The organism is Novosphingobium sp. BL-S-21 (assembly GCF_055521655.1).
This window is the reverse complement of sequence record NZ_CM145496.1, coordinates 876,497-894,234: the sequence shown is the minus strand read 5'-3', so window position 1 is coordinate 894,234 and position 17,738 is coordinate 876,497. Positions and strand designations below refer to the sequence as shown.

Below are 17,738 nucleotides of genomic sequence, written 5' to 3'. Positions count from 1 at the left end.
GAGCAGATGCAGGATGAGACCCGCCAGTTGAAGGCATGGTTGCTGGCCGCTCCGCTGGAGGAGGTCACCGCCCGGGCAAGAGCCCGCCGCGATGCGAAGGGCCCGGCGCGGATGACTTATTCGCCCAAGGTCTTCATTCCGCTGACGCGCCTTTGCGCCGACGTTTGCCACTACTGCACTTTCGCGACCACGCCCTCGCGGCTCGAGGCGCCCTACCTGACGCTTGAAGAGGTGCTGGAAATCGCCAGCGCCGGCGCCGGTGCGGGGTGCCGCGAGGCGCTGTTCACGCTGGGGGATGCGCCGGAGCGCCGCTATGCCGTCGCGCGCGAATGGTTGGCGGAGCGTGGTTTCACGCGCACCATCGATTACGTCCGCCACTGCGCCGATCGGGTGCTGAAGGAGACCGGCCTGCTGCCGCACGTCAATGCCGGCGTGCTGGAGGAGGACGACTACCGGATGCTCCGCCCGGTTTCGGCGTCGGCGGGGCTGATGCTGGAAAGCACCTCGGAGCGGCTGCTGGAAAAGGGCATGTGCCACCACGGCTCGCCCGACAAGGAGCCGGCCCTGCGTCTTGCCTCGCTGGCCGCTGCGGGCAGAGCGAAGGTGCCGATGACGAGCGGGGTGCTGATCGGCATCGGCGAGACGGCGGACGAGCGGATCGATGCCCTGCTGGCCCTGCGCGACCTGCATCTTGAGCACGGCCACTTGCAGGAAGTGATCGTCCAGAACTTCTGCCCCAAGCCGGGCACGAAGATGGCGAAAGCGCCCGAGGCGAGCGAGGCCGATTTCCTGCGCATTGTCGCGGCCGCGCGCATCCTGCTGCCGGACGGGGTTTCCGTGCAGGCTCCGCCCAATCTCAATGACGAGCGCCTGGTTGAGCTGATCGACGCGGGCATCGATGATTGGGGCGGCATTTCGCCGGTCACGCTCGATCATGTGAACCCGGAAGCGCCGTGGCCTGAAGTGGAACGGCTGCGCGCCATCTGCGCCGCGAAGGGCCTGCCACTGGTCGAGCGCCTGACCGTCTATCCGCGCTTCGTCATGAGCGAGGACCGATCATGGCTCGATCCGGCGATCCGTCCGGCGGTGCTACGCCACGCCGATGCCGAAGGGCTGGCGCGTGACAGTGCCTGGAGCCCGGGGCTGGCCGATCAGCATGCGCCGGGCAGTGTGCGGGCGCCGCTGGGGCGGTATCACGAAGGCCCGGTTGCGGCCTCGCTCCACCGTATCCTCGACCGCGCGGCGAGCGGGGCGACATTGAGCGAGGACGAGATCGTCGCGCTGTTCGCGACGCGCGGTGCTGCGGCGCAAGCGGTGGTTGCGGCGGCGGACGCGCTGCGGGCGGAAGTCAGCGGCGATACCGTGACTTACGTGGTCAACCGCAATATCAACTATACCAATATCTGCACGCACACCTGCTCGTTCTGCGCGTTTTCCAAGACGAGCAGCAAGGCGGGCTTCCGCGACAAGCCGTATAATCTGGACCTGTCCGAGGTCGCCGGCCGCGCCCGCGAGGCGGTGGAGCGTGGGGCGACCGAGGTCTGCCTGCAGGGCGGCATTCACCCGAGCTATACCGGCGAAACCTATCTTGCGATCCTACGCGAGGTGAAGGAGGCTTGTCCCAGCCTGCACGTCCATGCCTTCTCGCCGCTCGAAGTCAGTCAGGGCGCGCGGACGCTGGGCATGCCGGTGCGGGACTATCTGGCGATGCTGAAGGACGCGGGGCTGGGCTCGCTGCCCGGCACGGCGGCCGAGATCCTCTGCGACGACATTCGCGAACAGATATGTCCCGGCAAGCTGACGACGCAGGAATGGCTCGACGTGGTCGGCACCGCTCACCGGGTCGGCCTGCCGACGACTTCGACAGTGATGTTCGGCCATCTCGAAGGTACCGAGCACTGGGCGCGGCATTTGCTGGCCTTGCGCCATCTCCAACTCGACACCGGCGGCATCACGGAGTTCGTGCCGCTGCCGCTGGTCCACATGGAAGCGCCGTTCTACCGGCGCGGACAGTGCCGCAAGGGGCCGACCTGGCGTGAGGCGGTGATGATGCACGCGGTGGCGCGCCTGGCGCTGAACGGGGCGATCAACTCGATCCAGTGCTCGTGGGTGAAGCTGGGCATGGACGGCGCGGCCGCCGTGCTGGCAGCGGGGGCCAACGACCTCGGCGGCGTGCTGATGGACGAAAGCATCAGCCGCGCGGCGGGCGCAGCGCACGGACAAGGCGTGACCATCGCTGAACTGCGCGCGGCGGCGGAGAGTGTGGGGCGCACACTGAAACAGCGGACCACGCTTTATGGGGAAGTGGTGCTGGAAACGGCTTAAAGCTGCGCCGCAGACTTTTCCTGGTCCCTAACTCGACATGAGCGCGGGACGTAGACTGCAAGCCCAAGGCGTGCGGTTCTGGGGTGCAGGGGCGATGGCCCCTGCTTTTCCGTTGTCTTACATGGCCTTGATCTGCTGCCACATGGCGTCAGGCATCCAGGTATATTCGATGTAGTGCCCAAGGATTTTGCGCGCATCGAGGTAGAGGAACTTCAGCGCGTTCGGATCGTCGCCTTCCGGCCGCTCCATGGCGAGCGGGAATTCCTGAGCGTCCACGCGCTTGCGGAAATCGGCCCAGTCGTCGACGCCGAAGCAGATGTGGTGGAAGCGCAGCGGGCCGCCGTTGGACTGGCAGCCTGCATAGATGCCCGCTTCATCGATCTCGTTTTCGATCAGTTCGATCTGGAGTTCGCCGATCCAGATGAAGCAGATCCGGCCCTTCTGGCGCTTCAGCCCCTGCGGGGTGAGCACTTGCTGATCCACCGGAATGATCATCGGTTCGCGGGTCAGCCCGCGCCCGCGGAACAAGTCGATCCCGGCTTCCAGATTGTCGCAGACATAGGCGTTCTGGTAGTGACGGCCTTCGAGCATCAGTCTCTCCTAAAGTTTCTAGCGCCCGGCCTTAATTGCCATCGCCCGCGAAAGCGGGGGCGATGGGCTCAGGTAGGCGGATGGGCGATCAGCCTTCGCGGGCCACGTCGTAGCGCGACAGATAGCGTTCGAAGAGCGGATCAAGCTCGGCCTTCTCGATGCCGTACTGGGCCAGCTTGTATTCGTGCTTGCCGAACTTGTCCTGCGGGTTGTCGTCCACCCATTGCTGGATGCCGGCCTCGGCCTCGGCGGTCCATTCGTCGCCGAGCTGCCGGTAGACCTTCTTCATCGTGCCGATGGGATCGGCGGTCATGTCCGCATAGTGGACGTCGATCACCTTGTCCTCGCCGTGCTTGTCGCGGAAATCCATGATCCGGTTGGCGTGTTCGGCTGCCTGCCAGGTGTAGTTCTCCTTGAGCCACGCGGTGTCCGGCTTGCCCATGTGCGCCATGTGGCTGAGCGAGATGACGGAGCACAGCGAGCCGGTGGCGGCGAAGGGATCGCGGTGGGCCCAGAGCACGCGGGCATCGGGATAGACCTTGAAGATCGTCTCCAGCCAGAGCGCGTGGCTCGGCTTCTTCACGTTCCAGACGCCGCCGGCATTCTGCTGCAGCAGCTGAAGGAACTTCTTGTGGTACTCATAGGCGCTGGTCATGTCGCAGGAGAAGATGAACTCCTTGTATTCCGGCAGCTTGCCCTTGGAATCGATCATCAGCGTCTTGAAGTCATGCGCCATGAAGAACACGCATTCGTTCGGGTAGACAGCCGATCCGCGATAGTACTTGCCCATGGCCGGATTGGCTTCCAGCATGGCCTTTTCCTGCGCCAGACGAGCCTGCGCGCGCGGATCGGTGGTGAGCAGGTCCTTCGAGGCGACCGGCGGCACCGGATCGTCGATTTCCCAGGTCAGCGGCGAACGGCGCGCCGGATCGGCGGCGAGCAGGTTGGACAGCAGCGTGGTGCCGGTGCGCGGCACGCCCATCACGAAGACGGGACGCTCGACCGGGCGGGTGAGCAGTTCCGGGTTCTGGCGCAGGTAGTCCGAGATTTTCAGGCGGCCGCGAAGGTAGTGGAGGGTATCGGCGGTGGCGCGGGCGATGCCGCCTTCGGTGTACTGGCCGCGCGCGATTCCGGCGTTGAAGTCGTTCACGAAGACGTCGAAGCCCTCGCGCCAGGTGTCGTTGTCGAAGGCATCGATGCCGGTGTCCTTCATTGCCTGTTCGACGAGGGCGTCGCCGACGATCTGGTCCGCCGTAAGTTGCTCGGCCATTGCGTGATCCTCTTTCCCGTGTCTCTGTGCGGGCCGCTGCGGCGGCCTCATGGATACGAGATAGCCTGCGCGCGGGGCCGATTGGCAATGCGGCAGGCGCGTCAGATCGGGCCGTTATGTCGAATCCGGGTCAAGACCGGCAGCAGCCTCACGCCGCGACCGACGTCGAGGCCAGGGCGCGTCCCTGCCGCTGGCGGAAGGTGCTGGGGCTGGCGCCGACCGCGCGGCGGAAGGCGAAAGTGAAGCTGGATGGCGAGGCGAAGCCCATCGAAAAGGCGATCGTCTTCACGCTCTCCCCCTCCATCAGCAGGCGCTTGGCGGCTTCCATGCGGCGCTGCTCGATATAGTCGCCGATCGAGCAGGCGCGGCTGACGCGGAACCCGCGCGTGAGCTGGCGCACCGAAAGGCCGCACAAGTCTGCCAGTTCCTTGAGTGGCGGCGCACTCAGGTCCCCGGCAAGGCGTTCCTCGATCACGCGCAGGCGCCAGCCGGACAGGCCGCCGGTCATCGGCCTTTCGGAGACCTCCAGGCCATAGCGCCCCAGTTCGATGGCCAGTTCGCCGCCCAGCAGTTCCAGCATTCGGCGTGACGCAAGGCCGGGGTGGCGCACTTCGGCGGTGATGCGGAACAGCAGCGCGCGCACTTGCGCGCTGCCGATATCCAGCGCGGCGGCCAGGTGTGCGTCGTCCCACGGCAGTTCGCGGCCGAGCAGTTCATGCACCAGCGATGCGTCGATCGTGCAGACCAGCGATGCCTGCCGCCCGCTCCCGCCCCGGATGTAGAGCGACTCGCCCGGCGGGATCACGAAGACGTCGCCCAGCCGCTCGAACCGGTGCGGCCCCCAACGCTCGCGATAGCCGCCGCGCGATTGCAGCGGGCGGGGCGTAAGACACAAGTTCACATGGTATCCGGCGCCCACCGCGTGGCGGGTGTCGGTGGGTTCGGGAATGTCGAAACGGACGATTTCGGCATGGATTCCCGGCGCGGAAAGCGCGGCGTCGACAGTCATGGTCGGCAGCGGGGCGGCCGTGCTGGCGGGCATCTCTCATTCTCCCGGACGCTTCAGGTCTCTATCGGGTCTCCGGCCCGAATTCGTGTCCCTGACGCTTGGATAAGGCCTGATTTCTATTCCCCCCACGCTTGCGGGACAAGGCCGCTGTCGGGAAACATCGCGCCAACGAAAGTGCCGGCAGGAAGGCCGGTAACGGGATCGAGGAGAGAATGATGGCCAAGGGCCTTTTCGACTGCACGGGCAAGGTGACGGTGGTGACCGGCGGCAACGGCGGCATCGGCTTCGGCTTTGCCATGGGCGTCGCCAAGATGGGGGGCGACGTGGCGATCTGGGCCCGCAATGCCGAGAAGAGCGCCAAGGCCAAGGCCGAACTGGAAGCGGCCGGTGCGGGCAAGGTGATCGCCTATCAGGTGGACGTTTCGCAGGAAGCGAACATCGTCGAAGGCTACAAGCAGGTCATGGCGGATTTCGGCCGGGTGGACTGCGTTTTCGCCAATTCAGGCGCTTCGCCGCGCTATAACTCGGTGTTCGAAATGCCGACCGAGCACTGGCACGAATTCCAGAACACCGCGCTCCACGGCGCTTTCTTCACCCTGCGCGAAGGTGCGCGGCTGATGAAGGAGCGGGTCGAGGCGGGTGACGAAAGCGGTGGCAGCCTGGTCGCTTGCGGTTCGCTCTCGTTGTTCCAGGGCCTGCCGGGCAAGATGGAATATGCCTCTTCGAAGGCCGCGATTGCGGCGGCGGTGCGCTGCCTTGCCATCGAACTGGCACCGTTGGGCATTCGCGCCAACGTCGTCGCGCCGGGCCTGATCATGACGCCGATGATGGGCGATGGCCCGCGTGCCGACGCAGTTGCCGCGCACTTCGCCCCGACGATCCCGATGAAGCGCACCGGCTATCCGGCGGACTTCGAAGGCATCGGCGCCTATCTGTGTTCGGACGCCAGCTCGTTCATGACGGGTGAGACCGTGACCATCGACGGCGGCTACATGGTCCGCCCCTGAGCGGCCGGATGAGGAGAGAAGCTATGGAACTGCTCAAGATCCACGGCGTCGGCGATGTCCGCGTCGATGCTTACGAACGTCCGGCGGCGGGGCCGAAGGATGTGGTCGTCAAGATGAAGTCGGTCGGCATCTGCGGATCGGACCTGTCCTACATCAAGATGGGCGGCATTCCGCCGGGTGTGGAGACCGCGCTGGGCCATGAAGGCGCCGGCGAAGTGATGGAAGTGGGCGCGGAAGTCTCCGGCATTGCCGTCGGCGATGCGGTGATCGTCAATCCGATGATGACGCCCAGCAACATCGGTTCGGGCGGACCGGAGGGCGCGTTCACGCAGGAATTGCTGGTGCGGGAGGCGCGCCTGGGCGATTCGATCCTGCCGATCCCCGAAGGCATCTCCTACGACGTTGCCGCCATGTGCGAGCCGCTGGCCGTCGCCATGCACGGCGTCAACCGGGCGGACGTGAAGCCCGGCGACAAGGTCGTGGTGTTCGGTTGCGGGCCGATCGGCCTTGGCATGCTGCTCTGGCTGATCGATCGCGGCGTGACCGACGTGGTTGCGCTCGACCTTTCGGAAGAGCGGCTGGAGCGGGCGCGCGCGCTGGGCGTGCAGGCCGCCCTCGATCCCAGCAAGATCGATCTGCGCGCGGAACTGGCGAAGCTTCACGGCGAAGTGCCGAGCTATGGCCGCGTGGGCGTGGGCACCGATGCCTTCATCGACGCGGCGGGCGCGCCGAATATCCTGACCGAAGTGATCATGATGGCCAAGTTCCATGCGAAACTGGTCATCACGGCGGCCTATATGCGGCCCATCGAGTTTCCGGTCGGGCGCATGCTCACCAGCGAGATGACCATCACCACGGCGGTCGGCTATCCCACCGAGATGCCCGAAGTGATCGCCGCCATGCCACGCCTGAAGGACAAGATCGCGGCGATGATCAGCCACAAGCTGCCGTTCAGCGAGATCATGAAGGGCCTGGAAATCGCCGCAACGCCGCAGTCCGCCAAAGTCATGATCGGCATCGAGGAGGCTTGAGATGAGCGAAGTGAAAGACGCCGGACCGAAGCTGGCCGGTCTCGTCCGCTCGGGCGACGAACAGGCGGAAGCCATCGCGATCACCGATTTCGTGTTCCAGGCGAATGATATCTCGAACGCCTACCTCGTGACGACGTCGGAGGGCGACGTCATGGTCAACACCGGCTTCATGGACAATGCGGAGCGCACCAAGCGCCTGCTGACGCCGCCGCGCACCGGGCCGCTGGCCTTCATCATCCTCACCCAGAGCCATGCCGATCACTACGGCGGCGTGCCGGAATTCCTGGAAGACGGCACGCAAGTCGTCGGTGGGCCGGGCTTCAACGAGGCGCTGGGCGACATGATGGGCCTCCAGTCCTTCTTCGGGCCGAGGAGCGGCAAGCTCTGGGGATCGACCCTGAAGCGCGGCGGCACACCCAAGCCGGCGCCGAACGTGGTTCCTGACATTTTGGTCGACCGCAAGCTGACCATCGAACTGGGCGGCCGAACCTTCGAGTTGATCTCCACGCCAGAGGGTGAGACGGTCGACTCGCTGACGGTATGGATGCCCAAGGAGAGGATCGCCTTCACCGGCAATGTCTTCGGCCCGGTCTGGCTGTCGATGCCGTTCCTCAACACCTTGCGCGGTGACAAGCCGCGTCTGGTGCGGAACTACCTGAAGTCGCTGGAGACGATCCGCGACCTTGGGGCCGAAATCATCGTCACCGGTCACGGTGAGGCCATTCGCGGTGCGGAGCGCATTCGTGCGGATCTCGACAAGATGCACGCGGCCGTGAGCTTCGTGCGCGACTACACGCTTGACGGCATGAAAGCGGGCAAGGACGTCCACACGCTGATGCGCGAATTCGCCTGGCCGGAAGGGCTGGAGATCGGTGAGTTCCACGGCAAGGCGTCCTGGGCGGTCAAGTCGATCTGGCGCGAGTATTCGGGCTGGCTTCACTACGAGGATGGCACCACCGCGCTCTACGGCGTGCCGCGTTCGAGCGTGGATGCCGATCTTGTCGAATTGGCGGGCGGCGCGGCGAAACTGGCGGAGCGGGCGCAGGCCAAGCTGGATGCGGGGGCTCCGCTGGAGGCCGTGCATCTGACCGATATTGCGCTCAGTGCCGAGCCGGACAATGCGGCGGTGCTCACCGTGCGCAAGGCGGCACACGAGGCGCTGCTGGCGGCGTCCGGCGGCAAGAACCTGTCCGAGACGATGTGGCTGCGGTCCGAGATTGCGGCGATGGAGGCCAAGCTCAGCGATTGATGGTTTGGGTAAGGGCCATCGGCCCATCACCTCCGACCAGACAATCTAAAACCCCGTCGTCCCCACGAAGGCGGGGACGACGGAGGGTGGTTGCGATAGCTTGTGACGTACTATTCAGGTGGTAGTCGCCTTAGGTGTAGTCAGGGCGTGAATGATATTGCGGCACTACCCCATCACCGCACTGCTCTCGTAAACCAGCCGCACCAATTCCGCCTGTCCGCGCACGCCCAGCTTAGCATAGAGCCGTTTGGAGTAGTTTCGCGCCGTTTCCAAAGTCAGCCCCATGCGCTCGGCGGCTTCGGTGATGGAGTGGCCGTCCGCCAGCGCCATCGCCAGTTCCGCCTCGCGCCGGGGCAAGTCGAATACTTCGGCCAATCGGTCCGCGCCATCACCGGAAAGTGCGCGAGGAAGGGTGCAGAGCGCGAGCAGGGCCGGCGCGGCGAGGGCCTGTTCCGCTGCATCCTCGGCCGGCATCAAAAGTGCCTCGACATGCGGCTTCTCCCGCAGCAACAGCGGCCGTGCCGTCAACGAGCGATCCTGCGCCATTTCCGCCGCCACGCCCGCTAGCTTGCGCTCTGCCATGAGATCGAGCCCCAGCACGCGCTCGCCGGGGCGCAGGGCGGCGCCGCAGTGCTCCTGCCAGAACTGCGATAGCGCCGGATCGGCCGCCACCACGCGCGCCTCGGCGTCGAGCAGCATCCAGCCTTTGCCCGTGCGTTCCAGTCCCATGGCGTTGATCCGCGCCGCCATCCGCTCGCGGTCCATCGAAACGAGGTTTTCGACCGCGATGGCGACATAGGGTGTCAGGCTGGAGAGCAGGGCGCTGTCGGACGCCGTGCACTCGCGCGTGCGGGCCATCATCAGCCACGCGCTGTAACGCTCGCCCCCCGCGATCCGCACCACACGCTCATCGCCGATGCCGAGCTTCGCCATGCGCCGGTTGCGATCCGCGCGCGCCACGGGGTCGTGATCGATCATCTCCCCGATCGAATAGACGCGGCCCGGTCGCAGCCCATCGTAGAGGTAACGGTCGAGGTCGAACGGGCCTTGCGTTTCCGACTCGCGGGCGCGTTTTCTGAGGTCGATTCCGGCGTAGCTTTCCACGATTACGGCATGTGGCCCATCGCCCATGCGAAGGATCAGGCTGACGTAATCGGCTTGGGTGCGACGGCGCAATCTTTCCAGAAATGTCGAAAAGCGCGGATTTTCGGCACTTCCCTGAAAGAGCGGGATCAGGAGATCAGTCTCGTCGTTGCTGGTGAGAGCCATACCCTCCCATATGGGAGGTTCGCGCAAATGTCATCCCTGCGATTCGGTTTGAGACAGAGCCAGAGGAAACAGCCAACGGGCACGCGCCCCGGCAGAGGAAACCTGATGAAGACACTCACGCACCTGGAGCGCCTCGAAGCCGAGAGCATCCACATTATCCGCGAAGTCGTCGCCGAGGCCGAGAAGCCGGTGATGCTCTATTCGGTCGGCAAGGACAGCGCCGTGATGCTGCACCTTGCCCGCAAGGCCTTCTATCCCTCGCCGCCGCCGTTCCCGCTGCTCCACGTCGACACGACCTGGAAGTTCAAGGCGATGTACGAGTTGCGCGACAAGATGGCGCGTGAGAGCGGCATGGAACTGCTGGTCTATCAAAACCCGGAAGCCATCGAGAAGGGCATCAATCCCTTCGACCACGGCGCGCTCCACACCGACATGTGGAAGACCGAAGGCCTGAAGCAGGCGCTCGACAAGTACGGCTTCGACGCGGCCTTCGGCGGCGCCCGCCGCGACGAGGAGAAGAGCCGCGCCAAGGAACGCATCTTCTCGTTCCGCACCTCCTCGCACGGCTGGGACCCGAAGAACCAGCGCCCGGAACTGTGGAACCTCTACAATGCCCGCAAGGCGCGCGGAGAATCGATCCGCGTCTTCCCGATCTCCAACTGGACCGAGCTGGATATCTGGCAGTACATCCACCTGAACGACATCCCGATCGTGCCGCTCTACTTCGCCGAAAAGCGCCCCACCGTGGAGCGTGACGGCATGCTGCTGATGGTCGACGATGAACGCTTCCCGCTCCAGCCGGGCGAGGTTCCCGTGGAGCGCTCGATCCGCTTCCGCACGCTCGGCTGCTACCCGCTGACCGGCGCGGTGGAGAGCGAGGCGAAGACGCTTCCCGAAGTGATCCAGGAAACGCTCCTCACCACTACATCGGAGCGGCAGGGCCGCGCCATCGACAAGGACGCCGGCGGTGCCGGCATGGAAGTCAAGAAGCAGCAGGGGTACTTCTGATGGCCGATATCGAAACCAAGGAAGCGGTCTACGTCACCGACCAGCTGATCGCCGACGACATCGACGCTTATCTCGTCCAGCACGAGCACAAGACGATGCTGCGCTTCATCACCTGTGGCAGCGTCGATGACGGCAAGTCCACCCTGATCGGGCGCCTGCTCTACGATTCGAAGATGATCTTCGAGGACCAGCTGGACGCGCTCCAGTCGGATTCCAAGAAGGTCGGCACGCAGGGCCAGGAAATCGACTTCGCACTGCTGGTCGACGGTCTCGCCGCCGAGCGTGAGCAGGGCATCACCATCGACGTGGCCTACCGCTTCTTCAACACCGAGAAGCGCAAGTTCATCGTCGCCGACTGCCCGGGCCACGAACAGTACACCCGCAACATGGTGACCGGCGCCTCCACCGCCGACCTGGCGGTGATCCTGATCGATGCGCGCAAGGGCGTGCTGGTGCAGACGCGCCGCCACTCGTACTTGTGCCATCTCATCGGCATCAAGAACATCGTCCTGGCCGTCAACAAGATGGACCTTGTGGATTACAGCCAGGAAGTCTTCGACAAGATCGTCGAGGAATATGGCGAGTTCGCGCGGGAAATCGGGATCGAGAGCTTCACCGCTCTGCCGATCTCGGGCTTCAAGGGCGACAACATCACCACGCTTTCGGACAAGACCCCGTGGTATAAGGCGCCGCAGTACGCGGGCATCACGCTGGTCGAGCATCTGGAAACGGTGGAGGTCCTGTCCTCGGTCGATGCCGACAAGCCGCTGCGCCTGCCGGTGCAGTGGGTGAACCGTCCGAACCTCGATTTCCGCGGTTTCTCAGGGCTCATTGCCACCGGTTCGGTGAAGGCGGGCGACAAGATCCGCGTCCTGCCCTCGGGCAAGACCAGCACGATCACCCGCGTCGTCACTTATGACGGCGATCTGGAAGAAGCGGTTGCGGGCCAGTCGGTCACCGTCTGCTTCGCCGACGAGATCGATTGTTCGCGCGGTTCGGTGATCTCGGTCGCGGACAATCCGCCGCAGACTGCCGACCAGTTCGAAGCGACTTTCGTGTGGATGGCCGATGAGGCCATGGTGCCCGGCCGCGCCTACTGGCTGAAGGTCGGCACGCAGATGGTTTCGGCGACGGTTCAGGAGCCGAAGTACGAAGTCAACGTCAACACGATGGAGAAGCTGGCGGCCAAGACGCTGGAGCTGAACTCGATCGGCGTGGCGGAACTGACCACCGACAAGCAGATCGTGTTCGAGGCTTATGCCGACAACCGGACGCTGGGCGGCTTCATCCTGATCGACAAGATGACCAATGCCACGGTGGCGGCGGGCATGATCCACTTCTCGCTGCGCCGTTCGCAGAACGTGCACTGGCAGGCCGTGGACATCGACCGCAAGCAGCACGCTGGCCTCAAGAACCAGCGCCCGGCGGTGCTGTGGTTCACCGGCCTGTCGGGTTCCGGCAAGTCGACCATCGCCAACCTTGTCGAGAAGAAGCTGCACCGGATGAACCGGCACACCTTCCTGCTCGATGGCGACAACGTGCGTCATGGCCTCAACAAGGACCTGGGCTTCACCGAGGCCGACCGCATCGAGAACATCCGCCGCGTGGGCGAAGTCTCGAAGCTGATGACCGACGCGGGCCTCATCGTCATCACCGCCTTCATCTCGCCCTTCCAGGCAGACCGCGAGATGGTGCGCTCGATGCTGCCTGAGGGCGAGTTCTTCGAAGTGTTCATCGACACGCCGCTGAAGGTGGCCGAGGCGCGCGACGTCAAGGGCCTCTACAAGAAGGCGCGTGCGGGTGAGCTGAAGAACTTCACGGGTATCGACAGCCCGTACGAAGCGCCGCGCAATCCGGAAATCCGCGTGGATACCACGCTGATCTCGCCGGAAGACGCTGCGAACCTGATCGTCGATACGCTGCTGGGAGACGCCTGATGAGCCTGAACGGTAGCCTGACCGATGGGGATCTCGCGGCCCATCTGGCCGAAGTGGCGGGGAAGATCCTGCTCGACGTGCGGGCCTCCGGCCTGTTCTCGGGCAAGTCGCTGGGCAAGGCGGGGGACCAGACCGCCAACCAGTTCCTCTGCCATGCCCTTCGCGAGCAGCGGCCCGAAGACGGGCTGCTCTCCGAAGAGGAGAAGGACAATGCCGAGCGTCTGGCCAAGGAGCGGGTATGGATCGTCGATCCGGTCGACGGCACCCGCGAATATGGCGAGGAGCGCGCGGACTGGGCCGTCCATGTCGGCATGGCGGTGGACGGCGCGCCGGTGCTGGGGGCGGTCGCGCTTCCCGGTGCGGGTGTGGTCCTGCGCTCCGACCAGCCGGGCGAAGTGCCGCCCGCACCTGAGCGGCTGCGCATGGTCGTCAGCCGCACGCGTCCCGCCAAGGAAGCGACCGGCGTGGCCGAAGCCATCGGCGCCGAACTCGTTCCGATGGGATCGGCCGGGGCCAAGGCCATGGCGATCCTGCGCGGGGAGGCGGATATCTACCTCCATTCCGGCGGCCAGTACGAGTGGGACAGCTGCGCGCCTGCCGCCGTCGCCCAGGGCTGGGGCCTCCACGTCTCACGCATCGACGGCAGCCCGCTGGTCTACAATCGGGAAGACGTCTATATGCCGGACTTGCTGATCTGCCGGCAGGAGCACGCAGAACTGGTGCTGGAAAAGGTCAAAGCCTTCCTCTGAGGTCAAGCTGATCAACATTGTCGATTAGTAAGCCTGCCGCTATGCTCGCCCTTTGATAATGAGAGGGGCGAGCATGGAGGCGAAAATCAGGCGCAGGACGCGCGACCCGGTCGCGACGCGCGCGGTGATCCTCGATGCCGCTGCCAACCTGCTGGCCAAGGACGGGCCTGAGGGCGTCAGCCTCTCCGCCGTCGCCCATCTCGCCGCCGTCAATCGCGGCACCGCCTACCAGCATTTCGAAACGCGTGAAAAGCTTATCGAGGCGACCATGCAGTGGGTCTCCGACAAGCTGTTCCACGCCGTTTTCGGTGATCCCGAAACTGTCGGAGAGCGCCGCGTCGAGGACGTCGACGTGGTCGCGCTGACCGAGCGGCTATGCGATTTCGCGATGGAAAATCCGGACATCTGCCGCGTCTGGCTCCAGCAGGTGCTGGCCTCGCCCAACCCGGCGCAGGATCCGTTCTGGCGGGAGTATTGCGGCTCGCTCGGCCGCTTTGCGGGCACCGATCTGGCGGAGCCGGGTATCGATTTCGAGGTCTATTCGGTGATGAACCTGGCCGGGGTGTTCTTCTGGCCGATCCTCGCCCGCGCGCATGCCGCTGACGAGAGCGAGCGCCAGGAACTGTCGCGCCGCTACTCGCGCGAGATTCTGCGGCTTTCGATGTACGGTACGATGCGGGCCAAGGCGTTCCCCAAGGTGGCGGATTTGCTCGCCGCGCACGGGGTTTCGCCGGGCGGCTGAGGCGACGTCGCTCTCATGCGGCCCGTCTTTTCTTCTCCTCGTCATTGCGAGCGCAGCGAAGCAATCCAGGGCGGTTTAAGCGACTCTGGATTGCTTCGCTGCGCTCGCAATGACGAATGAACAGGTTCGAGCAAAATCGCGAAAAGACGGCTTTCCTGTCAGCTTCGGATACCCTGCCCATGATGCCGCTTCGCCTAGGCGATGCCGTGGCGCGCCGGCATTGACGCAGCGGCGCATATTCCCTTTCAGCTAGGGCCTGCATCGTCGGGCCGGAAAGGGCCCCTGAGGGAGTATGCCATGTTTTCCGCTATCGTGATCGACAAGACCGATGAGGGCCAGACGGTCGCTCTCCAGCAGCTCGACGAAAGCGCGCTGCCCGAAGGTGATGTCGCCATCGACGTCGCGTTCTCGACGCTCAACTTCAAGGACGGCCTGGCCGTTACCGGCGCTTCGCCGGTCGTGCGCAAGTTCCCGATGGTGCCCGGCATCGACCTCGTCGGCACCGTTACCGAAAGCAGCCATGGCGACTGGAAGGCCGGCGATACCGTCGTGCTCAACGGCTGGGGCGTGGGTGAGGGGCACTGGGGCGGCCTGTCGCAGAAAGCCAGGCTCAAGGGCGAGTGGCTGGTGCCGCTGCCCTCCGCCTTCACGCCGAAGCAGGCCATGGCGATCGGCACGGCCGGCTATACCGCCGCACTCTGCGTCGATGCGCTGGTGGACTGGGGCGTGACCCCCGATCAGGGCGAAATCCTCGTCACCGGTGCCACTGGCGGCGTCGGCTCGGTCGCCATCGCGATCCTCAAGAAGCTGGGCTACTCGGTCGCCGCGCTCACCGGCAAGCCGGGCGAGGCGGACTACCTGAAGTCGCTGGGCGCAGAGACGATCATCGACCGCGCCGAACTTTCCGAGAAGGGCAAGCCGCTCCAGAAGGAGCGCTGGGCCGGTGTCGTCGATACGGCCGGCAGCCACACGCTGGCCAATGCCATCGCCCAGACCAAGTACGGCGGCGCGGTTGCCGCTTGCGGTCTGGCGCAGGGCTTCGATCTGCCTTCGACCGTCATGCCCTTCATCCTGCGCGGCGTTTCGCTGCTGGGGATCGACAGCGTCATGGCCCCCAAGGCGAAGCGCCTGAAGGCCTGGGACCGTCTCGCCAAGGATCTGGACCCTGCCGCACTCGAAACCATCGGCCAGACCATTGGGCTGGGCGATGCCATCGAGGCTGCTCGCAAGTTCATGTCCGGTGAGGTCACCGGCCGTTACATCGTTGACGTGAACGCCTGATGCAGCCGGCGCGGCAGGCGGCTTGAGGGAGCCGCCCGCCGCGCCTGTACTTTGATGCGACAAGCGGGCCGCAGGCGCGCAAGGACGATGAGGAACGCATGGTCGAGGTAACCGCAGGCTTGTCCATCGCAAACGGCATTCCGCTGGCGGAAGAGCAAGGCATCGGCCCGCTTACGCTGGGCGGCTTCGTCCGCGAGGTATCGCGTCGTTATGGCCCGTCCGAAGCGGCGGTGATCCACCTTGGCGACAAGATCGAGCGCTGGACGTACGACGAGCTTTGGGCCCGCTCAATGGAAGTTGCCCGCGCGCTCACGGCCTGCGGCGTCGGCAAGGGCACGCGTGTCGGCGTGCTGGCGACGAACCGGCTCGAATTCCTCTCCGGCGTCTTCGGCACCGCACTCGCGGGCGGCGTCGCCATGACGGTGAGCACCTTCTTCACGCCGGCGGAACTCGAAACCGTCTTGCAGATGGGCGGCTGCTCGGTGCTGCTGCTCGAACGCCGCGTCCTCAAGAAGGATTTCGCGCAGACCCTCGTCGATCTCGAACCGCAGATCGGCACGGCCAAGCCGGGCGAGGTCGCTTCCACCAAGTTCCCGTTCCTGCGCCATCTCGCGGTGATCGACAGCGACGAAGGCCTCGGCGCGATCGAAGGCTGGAGCACGTTCCTCGCGCGCGGCAACAGTGTCGATCCGGCGCTCGTCGATGCCGCCGCAGCCTCGGTGCAGCCCAGCGATCCCGGCGTGCTGTTCTTCTCCTCCGGCTCGACCGGCAAGGCCAAGGGCATTCTGTCGGCGCATCGCGGTGTTTGCCTGCAACTCTGGCGCTGGCCGCAGTGGTATGACGTCAAAGTGCCACCGCGCACCTGGTCGGCCAACGGCTTCTTCTGGTCGGGCAATTTCTCGATGGCGCTGGGCGGTACGCTTGGATGTGGCGGGTCGCTGGTGCTCCAGCGCTGGTTCGATGCCGAGGAAGCGCTGGCGCTGATGGAGGCCGAGAAGGCGTCGATGATGCTCGCCTGGCCACACCAATGGGCGCAGCTCATGGCAGCGTCGAATTACGACAGCGTCGACCTTTCGGCGATGCACTATATCGACGCGCTGACGCCCTGCGCACAGCACCAGACGATCGATACCGACTGGCGCGAGCCAGCACAGGCCTTCGGCAATACCGAGACGTTCACGCTGATCTCTGTCTTCGCCTCAGGCACGGCGGAAGCGATCGCCGGCAAGTCGCACGGGGTGCCGACCGCCGGCTCCACGATCAAGATCGTCGATCCGATGACCGGCGCGACGATGCCCTTGGGCGAGCGCGGCGAGATCGCCGTCAAGGGCCCGACGCTGATGCTCGGCTATCTCGGCGTGCCGCTGGACGAATCGCTCGACGGCGAAGGTTTCCTGCGCACCGCGGACGGCGGCTACATCGACGAGCAGGGCCGCCTGTTCTGGGAAGGCCGCCTGAACGACATCATAAAGACCGGCGGTGCCAACGTCTCTCCGATCGAGATCGACGAAGTGATCCGTGCCCATCCCGAAGTGAAGATGGTGCAGACCGTCGGCGTGCCGGACGATCTTCTGGGGGAACTGGTGGTTTCCTGCGTCGTCGCAGTCGATGGGTCGCGCCCGGATGCCGGTGCGATCCGCGATTTCGCGAAGGAAAAGCTGGCGAGCTACAAAGTGCCGCGCCGCGTGCTCTTCGTGGCCGAGGGCGACCTCAAGACCACGGGCAGCGCCAAGATCAAGACCGCGGACTTGCGCAAGCTGGCCGCCGAACGATTGGAAGCGGAAGTGAGTCCAGGCTGACCGGGCCTGGATAACAGGGCCAAGCTGACGCCAGAGGGGAGAAGCGCATGACACAGGCACTCGATTTCGGGGACTGGCTGGATATCTGCAATCTCAAGGCCCGTTACTGCCGCCTGCTCGACACCAAGGACTGGGACGGCTGGGCAGCGCTCTTTACCGAGGATTGCGAGATCGACACGCGCCCGGCCGGCGGCACATTGGAAAAGGGGCGGGACAGGTTCGTCTCCATGGTCCGCCAGTCGCTGGCGGACGCGAAGACCGCGCATCAGATCCATTCGCCGGAAATGAAGCTGGACGACGGGAAGGTCGAAGTGATCTGGGCCATGCAGGACCGCGTCATCAAGGACAGTTTCGCGCTCACCGGCTACGGGCACTATCACGAGACCTGCGTGCGGACGGCCGAAGGCTGGAAGATCGCCAGGCAGACGTTGTCCCGGCTGATCGTGGACATGTCCCGGCCCTCCTGACCAC

General features: G+C 65.1%; 15 protein-coding genes. 11 read left to right on the top strand and 4 right to left on the bottom strand.

Annotated elements, in window-relative coordinates; all coding sequences use genetic code 11:
• Positions 1-6: 6 nt before the first annotated feature.
• Positions 7-2,325, top strand: a complete 2,319-nt coding sequence (cofH, locus tag ACZ1J6_RS12615; RefSeq protein WP_431566844.1) for a 5-amino-6-(D-ribitylamino)uracil--L-tyrosine 4-hydroxyphenyl transferase CofH — start codon at positions 7-9, stop codon at positions 2,323-2,325.
• A gap of 117 nt (positions 2,326-2,442) precedes the next feature.
• On the opposite strand, the gene ACZ1J6_RS12610 is transcribed toward cofH, so the two are convergent.
• The 3 genes from ACZ1J6_RS12610 to ACZ1J6_RS12600 all read right to left on the bottom strand — a co-directional run bounded on the left by ACZ1J6_RS12610 (position 2,443) and on the right by ACZ1J6_RS12600 (position 5,228).
• Positions 2,443-2,916, bottom strand: a complete 474-nt coding sequence (locus ACZ1J6_RS12610; protein ID WP_431566843.1) for a VOC family protein — start codon at positions 2,914-2,916, stop codon at positions 2,443-2,445.
• Positions 2,917-3,004: 88 nt separating this feature from the next.
• A complete protein-coding gene (locus ACZ1J6_RS12605; protein ID WP_431566842.1) occupies positions 3,005-4,186 on the bottom strand; it encodes a sulfotransferase family protein in 1,182 nt (393 codons plus the stop codon).
• A gap of 148 nt (positions 4,187-4,334) precedes the next feature.
• Positions 4,335-5,228: a helix-turn-helix transcriptional regulator gene (locus ACZ1J6_RS12600; RefSeq protein ID WP_431566841.1), complete on the bottom strand. Its 894-nt coding sequence runs from the start codon at positions 5,226-5,228 to the stop codon at positions 4,335-4,337.
• Between the two features lie 182 nt (positions 5,229-5,410).
• Between ACZ1J6_RS12600 and ACZ1J6_RS12595 the strand changes: the two genes are divergently transcribed.
• The 3 genes from ACZ1J6_RS12595 to ACZ1J6_RS12585 are packed head-to-tail and all read left to right on the top strand — an operon-like array spanning position 5,411 to position 8,482.
• Positions 5,411-6,202 (top strand): SDR family NAD(P)-dependent oxidoreductase, encoded by a 792-nt coding sequence (locus ACZ1J6_RS12595; protein ID WP_134093057.1) that lies wholly within the window; start codon positions 5,411-5,413, stop codon positions 6,200-6,202.
• Between the two features lie 23 nt (positions 6,203-6,225).
• Positions 6,226-7,233: a zinc-dependent alcohol dehydrogenase gene (locus tag ACZ1J6_RS12590; protein ID WP_132263187.1), complete on the top strand. Its 1,008-nt coding sequence runs from the start codon at positions 6,226-6,228 to the stop codon at positions 7,231-7,233.
• Between the two features lies 1 nt (position 7,234).
• Complete coding sequence (locus ACZ1J6_RS12585; RefSeq protein ID WP_431566840.1) at positions 7,235-8,482, top strand: MBL fold metallo-hydrolase; 1,248 nt, start codon at positions 7,235-7,237, stop codon at positions 8,480-8,482.
• Between the two features lie 165 nt (positions 8,483-8,647).
• Here ACZ1J6_RS12585 and ACZ1J6_RS12580 read toward each other — a convergent pair whose 3' ends face one another.
• Positions 8,648-9,658: a helix-turn-helix transcriptional regulator gene (locus ACZ1J6_RS12580; RefSeq protein WP_465128108.1), complete on the bottom strand. Its 1,011-nt coding sequence runs from the start codon at positions 9,656-9,658 to the stop codon at positions 8,648-8,650.
• 198 nt (positions 9,659-9,856) lie between these two features.
• On the opposite strand from ACZ1J6_RS12580, the gene cysD reads away from it, so the two are divergent.
• The 7 genes from cysD (at position 9,857) to ACZ1J6_RS12545 (ending at position 17,734) form a co-directional block, all read left to right on the top strand.
• On the top strand, positions 9,857-10,759 hold the full coding sequence (cysD, locus tag ACZ1J6_RS12575; protein WP_314465638.1) for a sulfate adenylyltransferase subunit CysD: 903 nt from the start codon (positions 9,857-9,859) through the stop codon (positions 10,757-10,759).
• Entirely contained in the window at positions 10,759-12,696 is a 1,938-nt protein-coding gene (gene cysN, locus ACZ1J6_RS12570) for a sulfate adenylyltransferase subunit CysN (RefSeq protein ID WP_395394530.1), read from the top strand. Before cysD ends, cysN begins: the two co-directional genes overlap by 1 nt.
• Positions 12,696-13,445 (top strand): 3'(2'),5'-bisphosphate nucleotidase CysQ, encoded by a 750-nt coding sequence (locus ACZ1J6_RS12565; protein WP_431566838.1) that lies wholly within the window; start codon positions 12,696-12,698, stop codon positions 13,443-13,445. Before cysN ends, ACZ1J6_RS12565 begins: the two co-directional genes overlap by 1 nt.
• A 73-nt stretch (positions 13,446-13,518) precedes the next feature.
• The gene (locus tag ACZ1J6_RS12560; protein WP_431566837.1) at positions 13,519-14,187 is read left to right on the top strand and encodes a TetR/AcrR family transcriptional regulator; all 669 of its coding nucleotides are present in this window, start codon (positions 13,519-13,521) and stop codon (positions 14,185-14,187) included.
• Positions 14,188-14,484: 297 nt separating this feature from the next.
• Positions 14,485-15,468, top strand: coding sequence for an acrylyl-CoA reductase (NADPH) (gene acuI, locus ACZ1J6_RS12555; protein ID WP_132263173.1), 984 nt, complete (start codon positions 14,485-14,487; stop codon positions 15,466-15,468).
• A gap of 98 nt (positions 15,469-15,566) precedes the next feature.
• Positions 15,567-17,267 (top strand): class I adenylate-forming enzyme family protein, encoded by a 1,701-nt coding sequence (locus tag ACZ1J6_RS12550; protein WP_431567060.1) that lies wholly within the window; start codon positions 15,567-15,569, stop codon positions 17,265-17,267.
• 47 nt (positions 17,268-17,314) lie between these two features.
• Positions 17,315-17,734, top strand: a complete 420-nt coding sequence (locus ACZ1J6_RS12545) for a nuclear transport factor 2 family protein (RefSeq protein WP_132263170.1) — start codon at positions 17,315-17,317, stop codon at positions 17,732-17,734.
• The last annotated feature ends 4 nt before the right edge of the window (positions 17,735-17,738 follow it).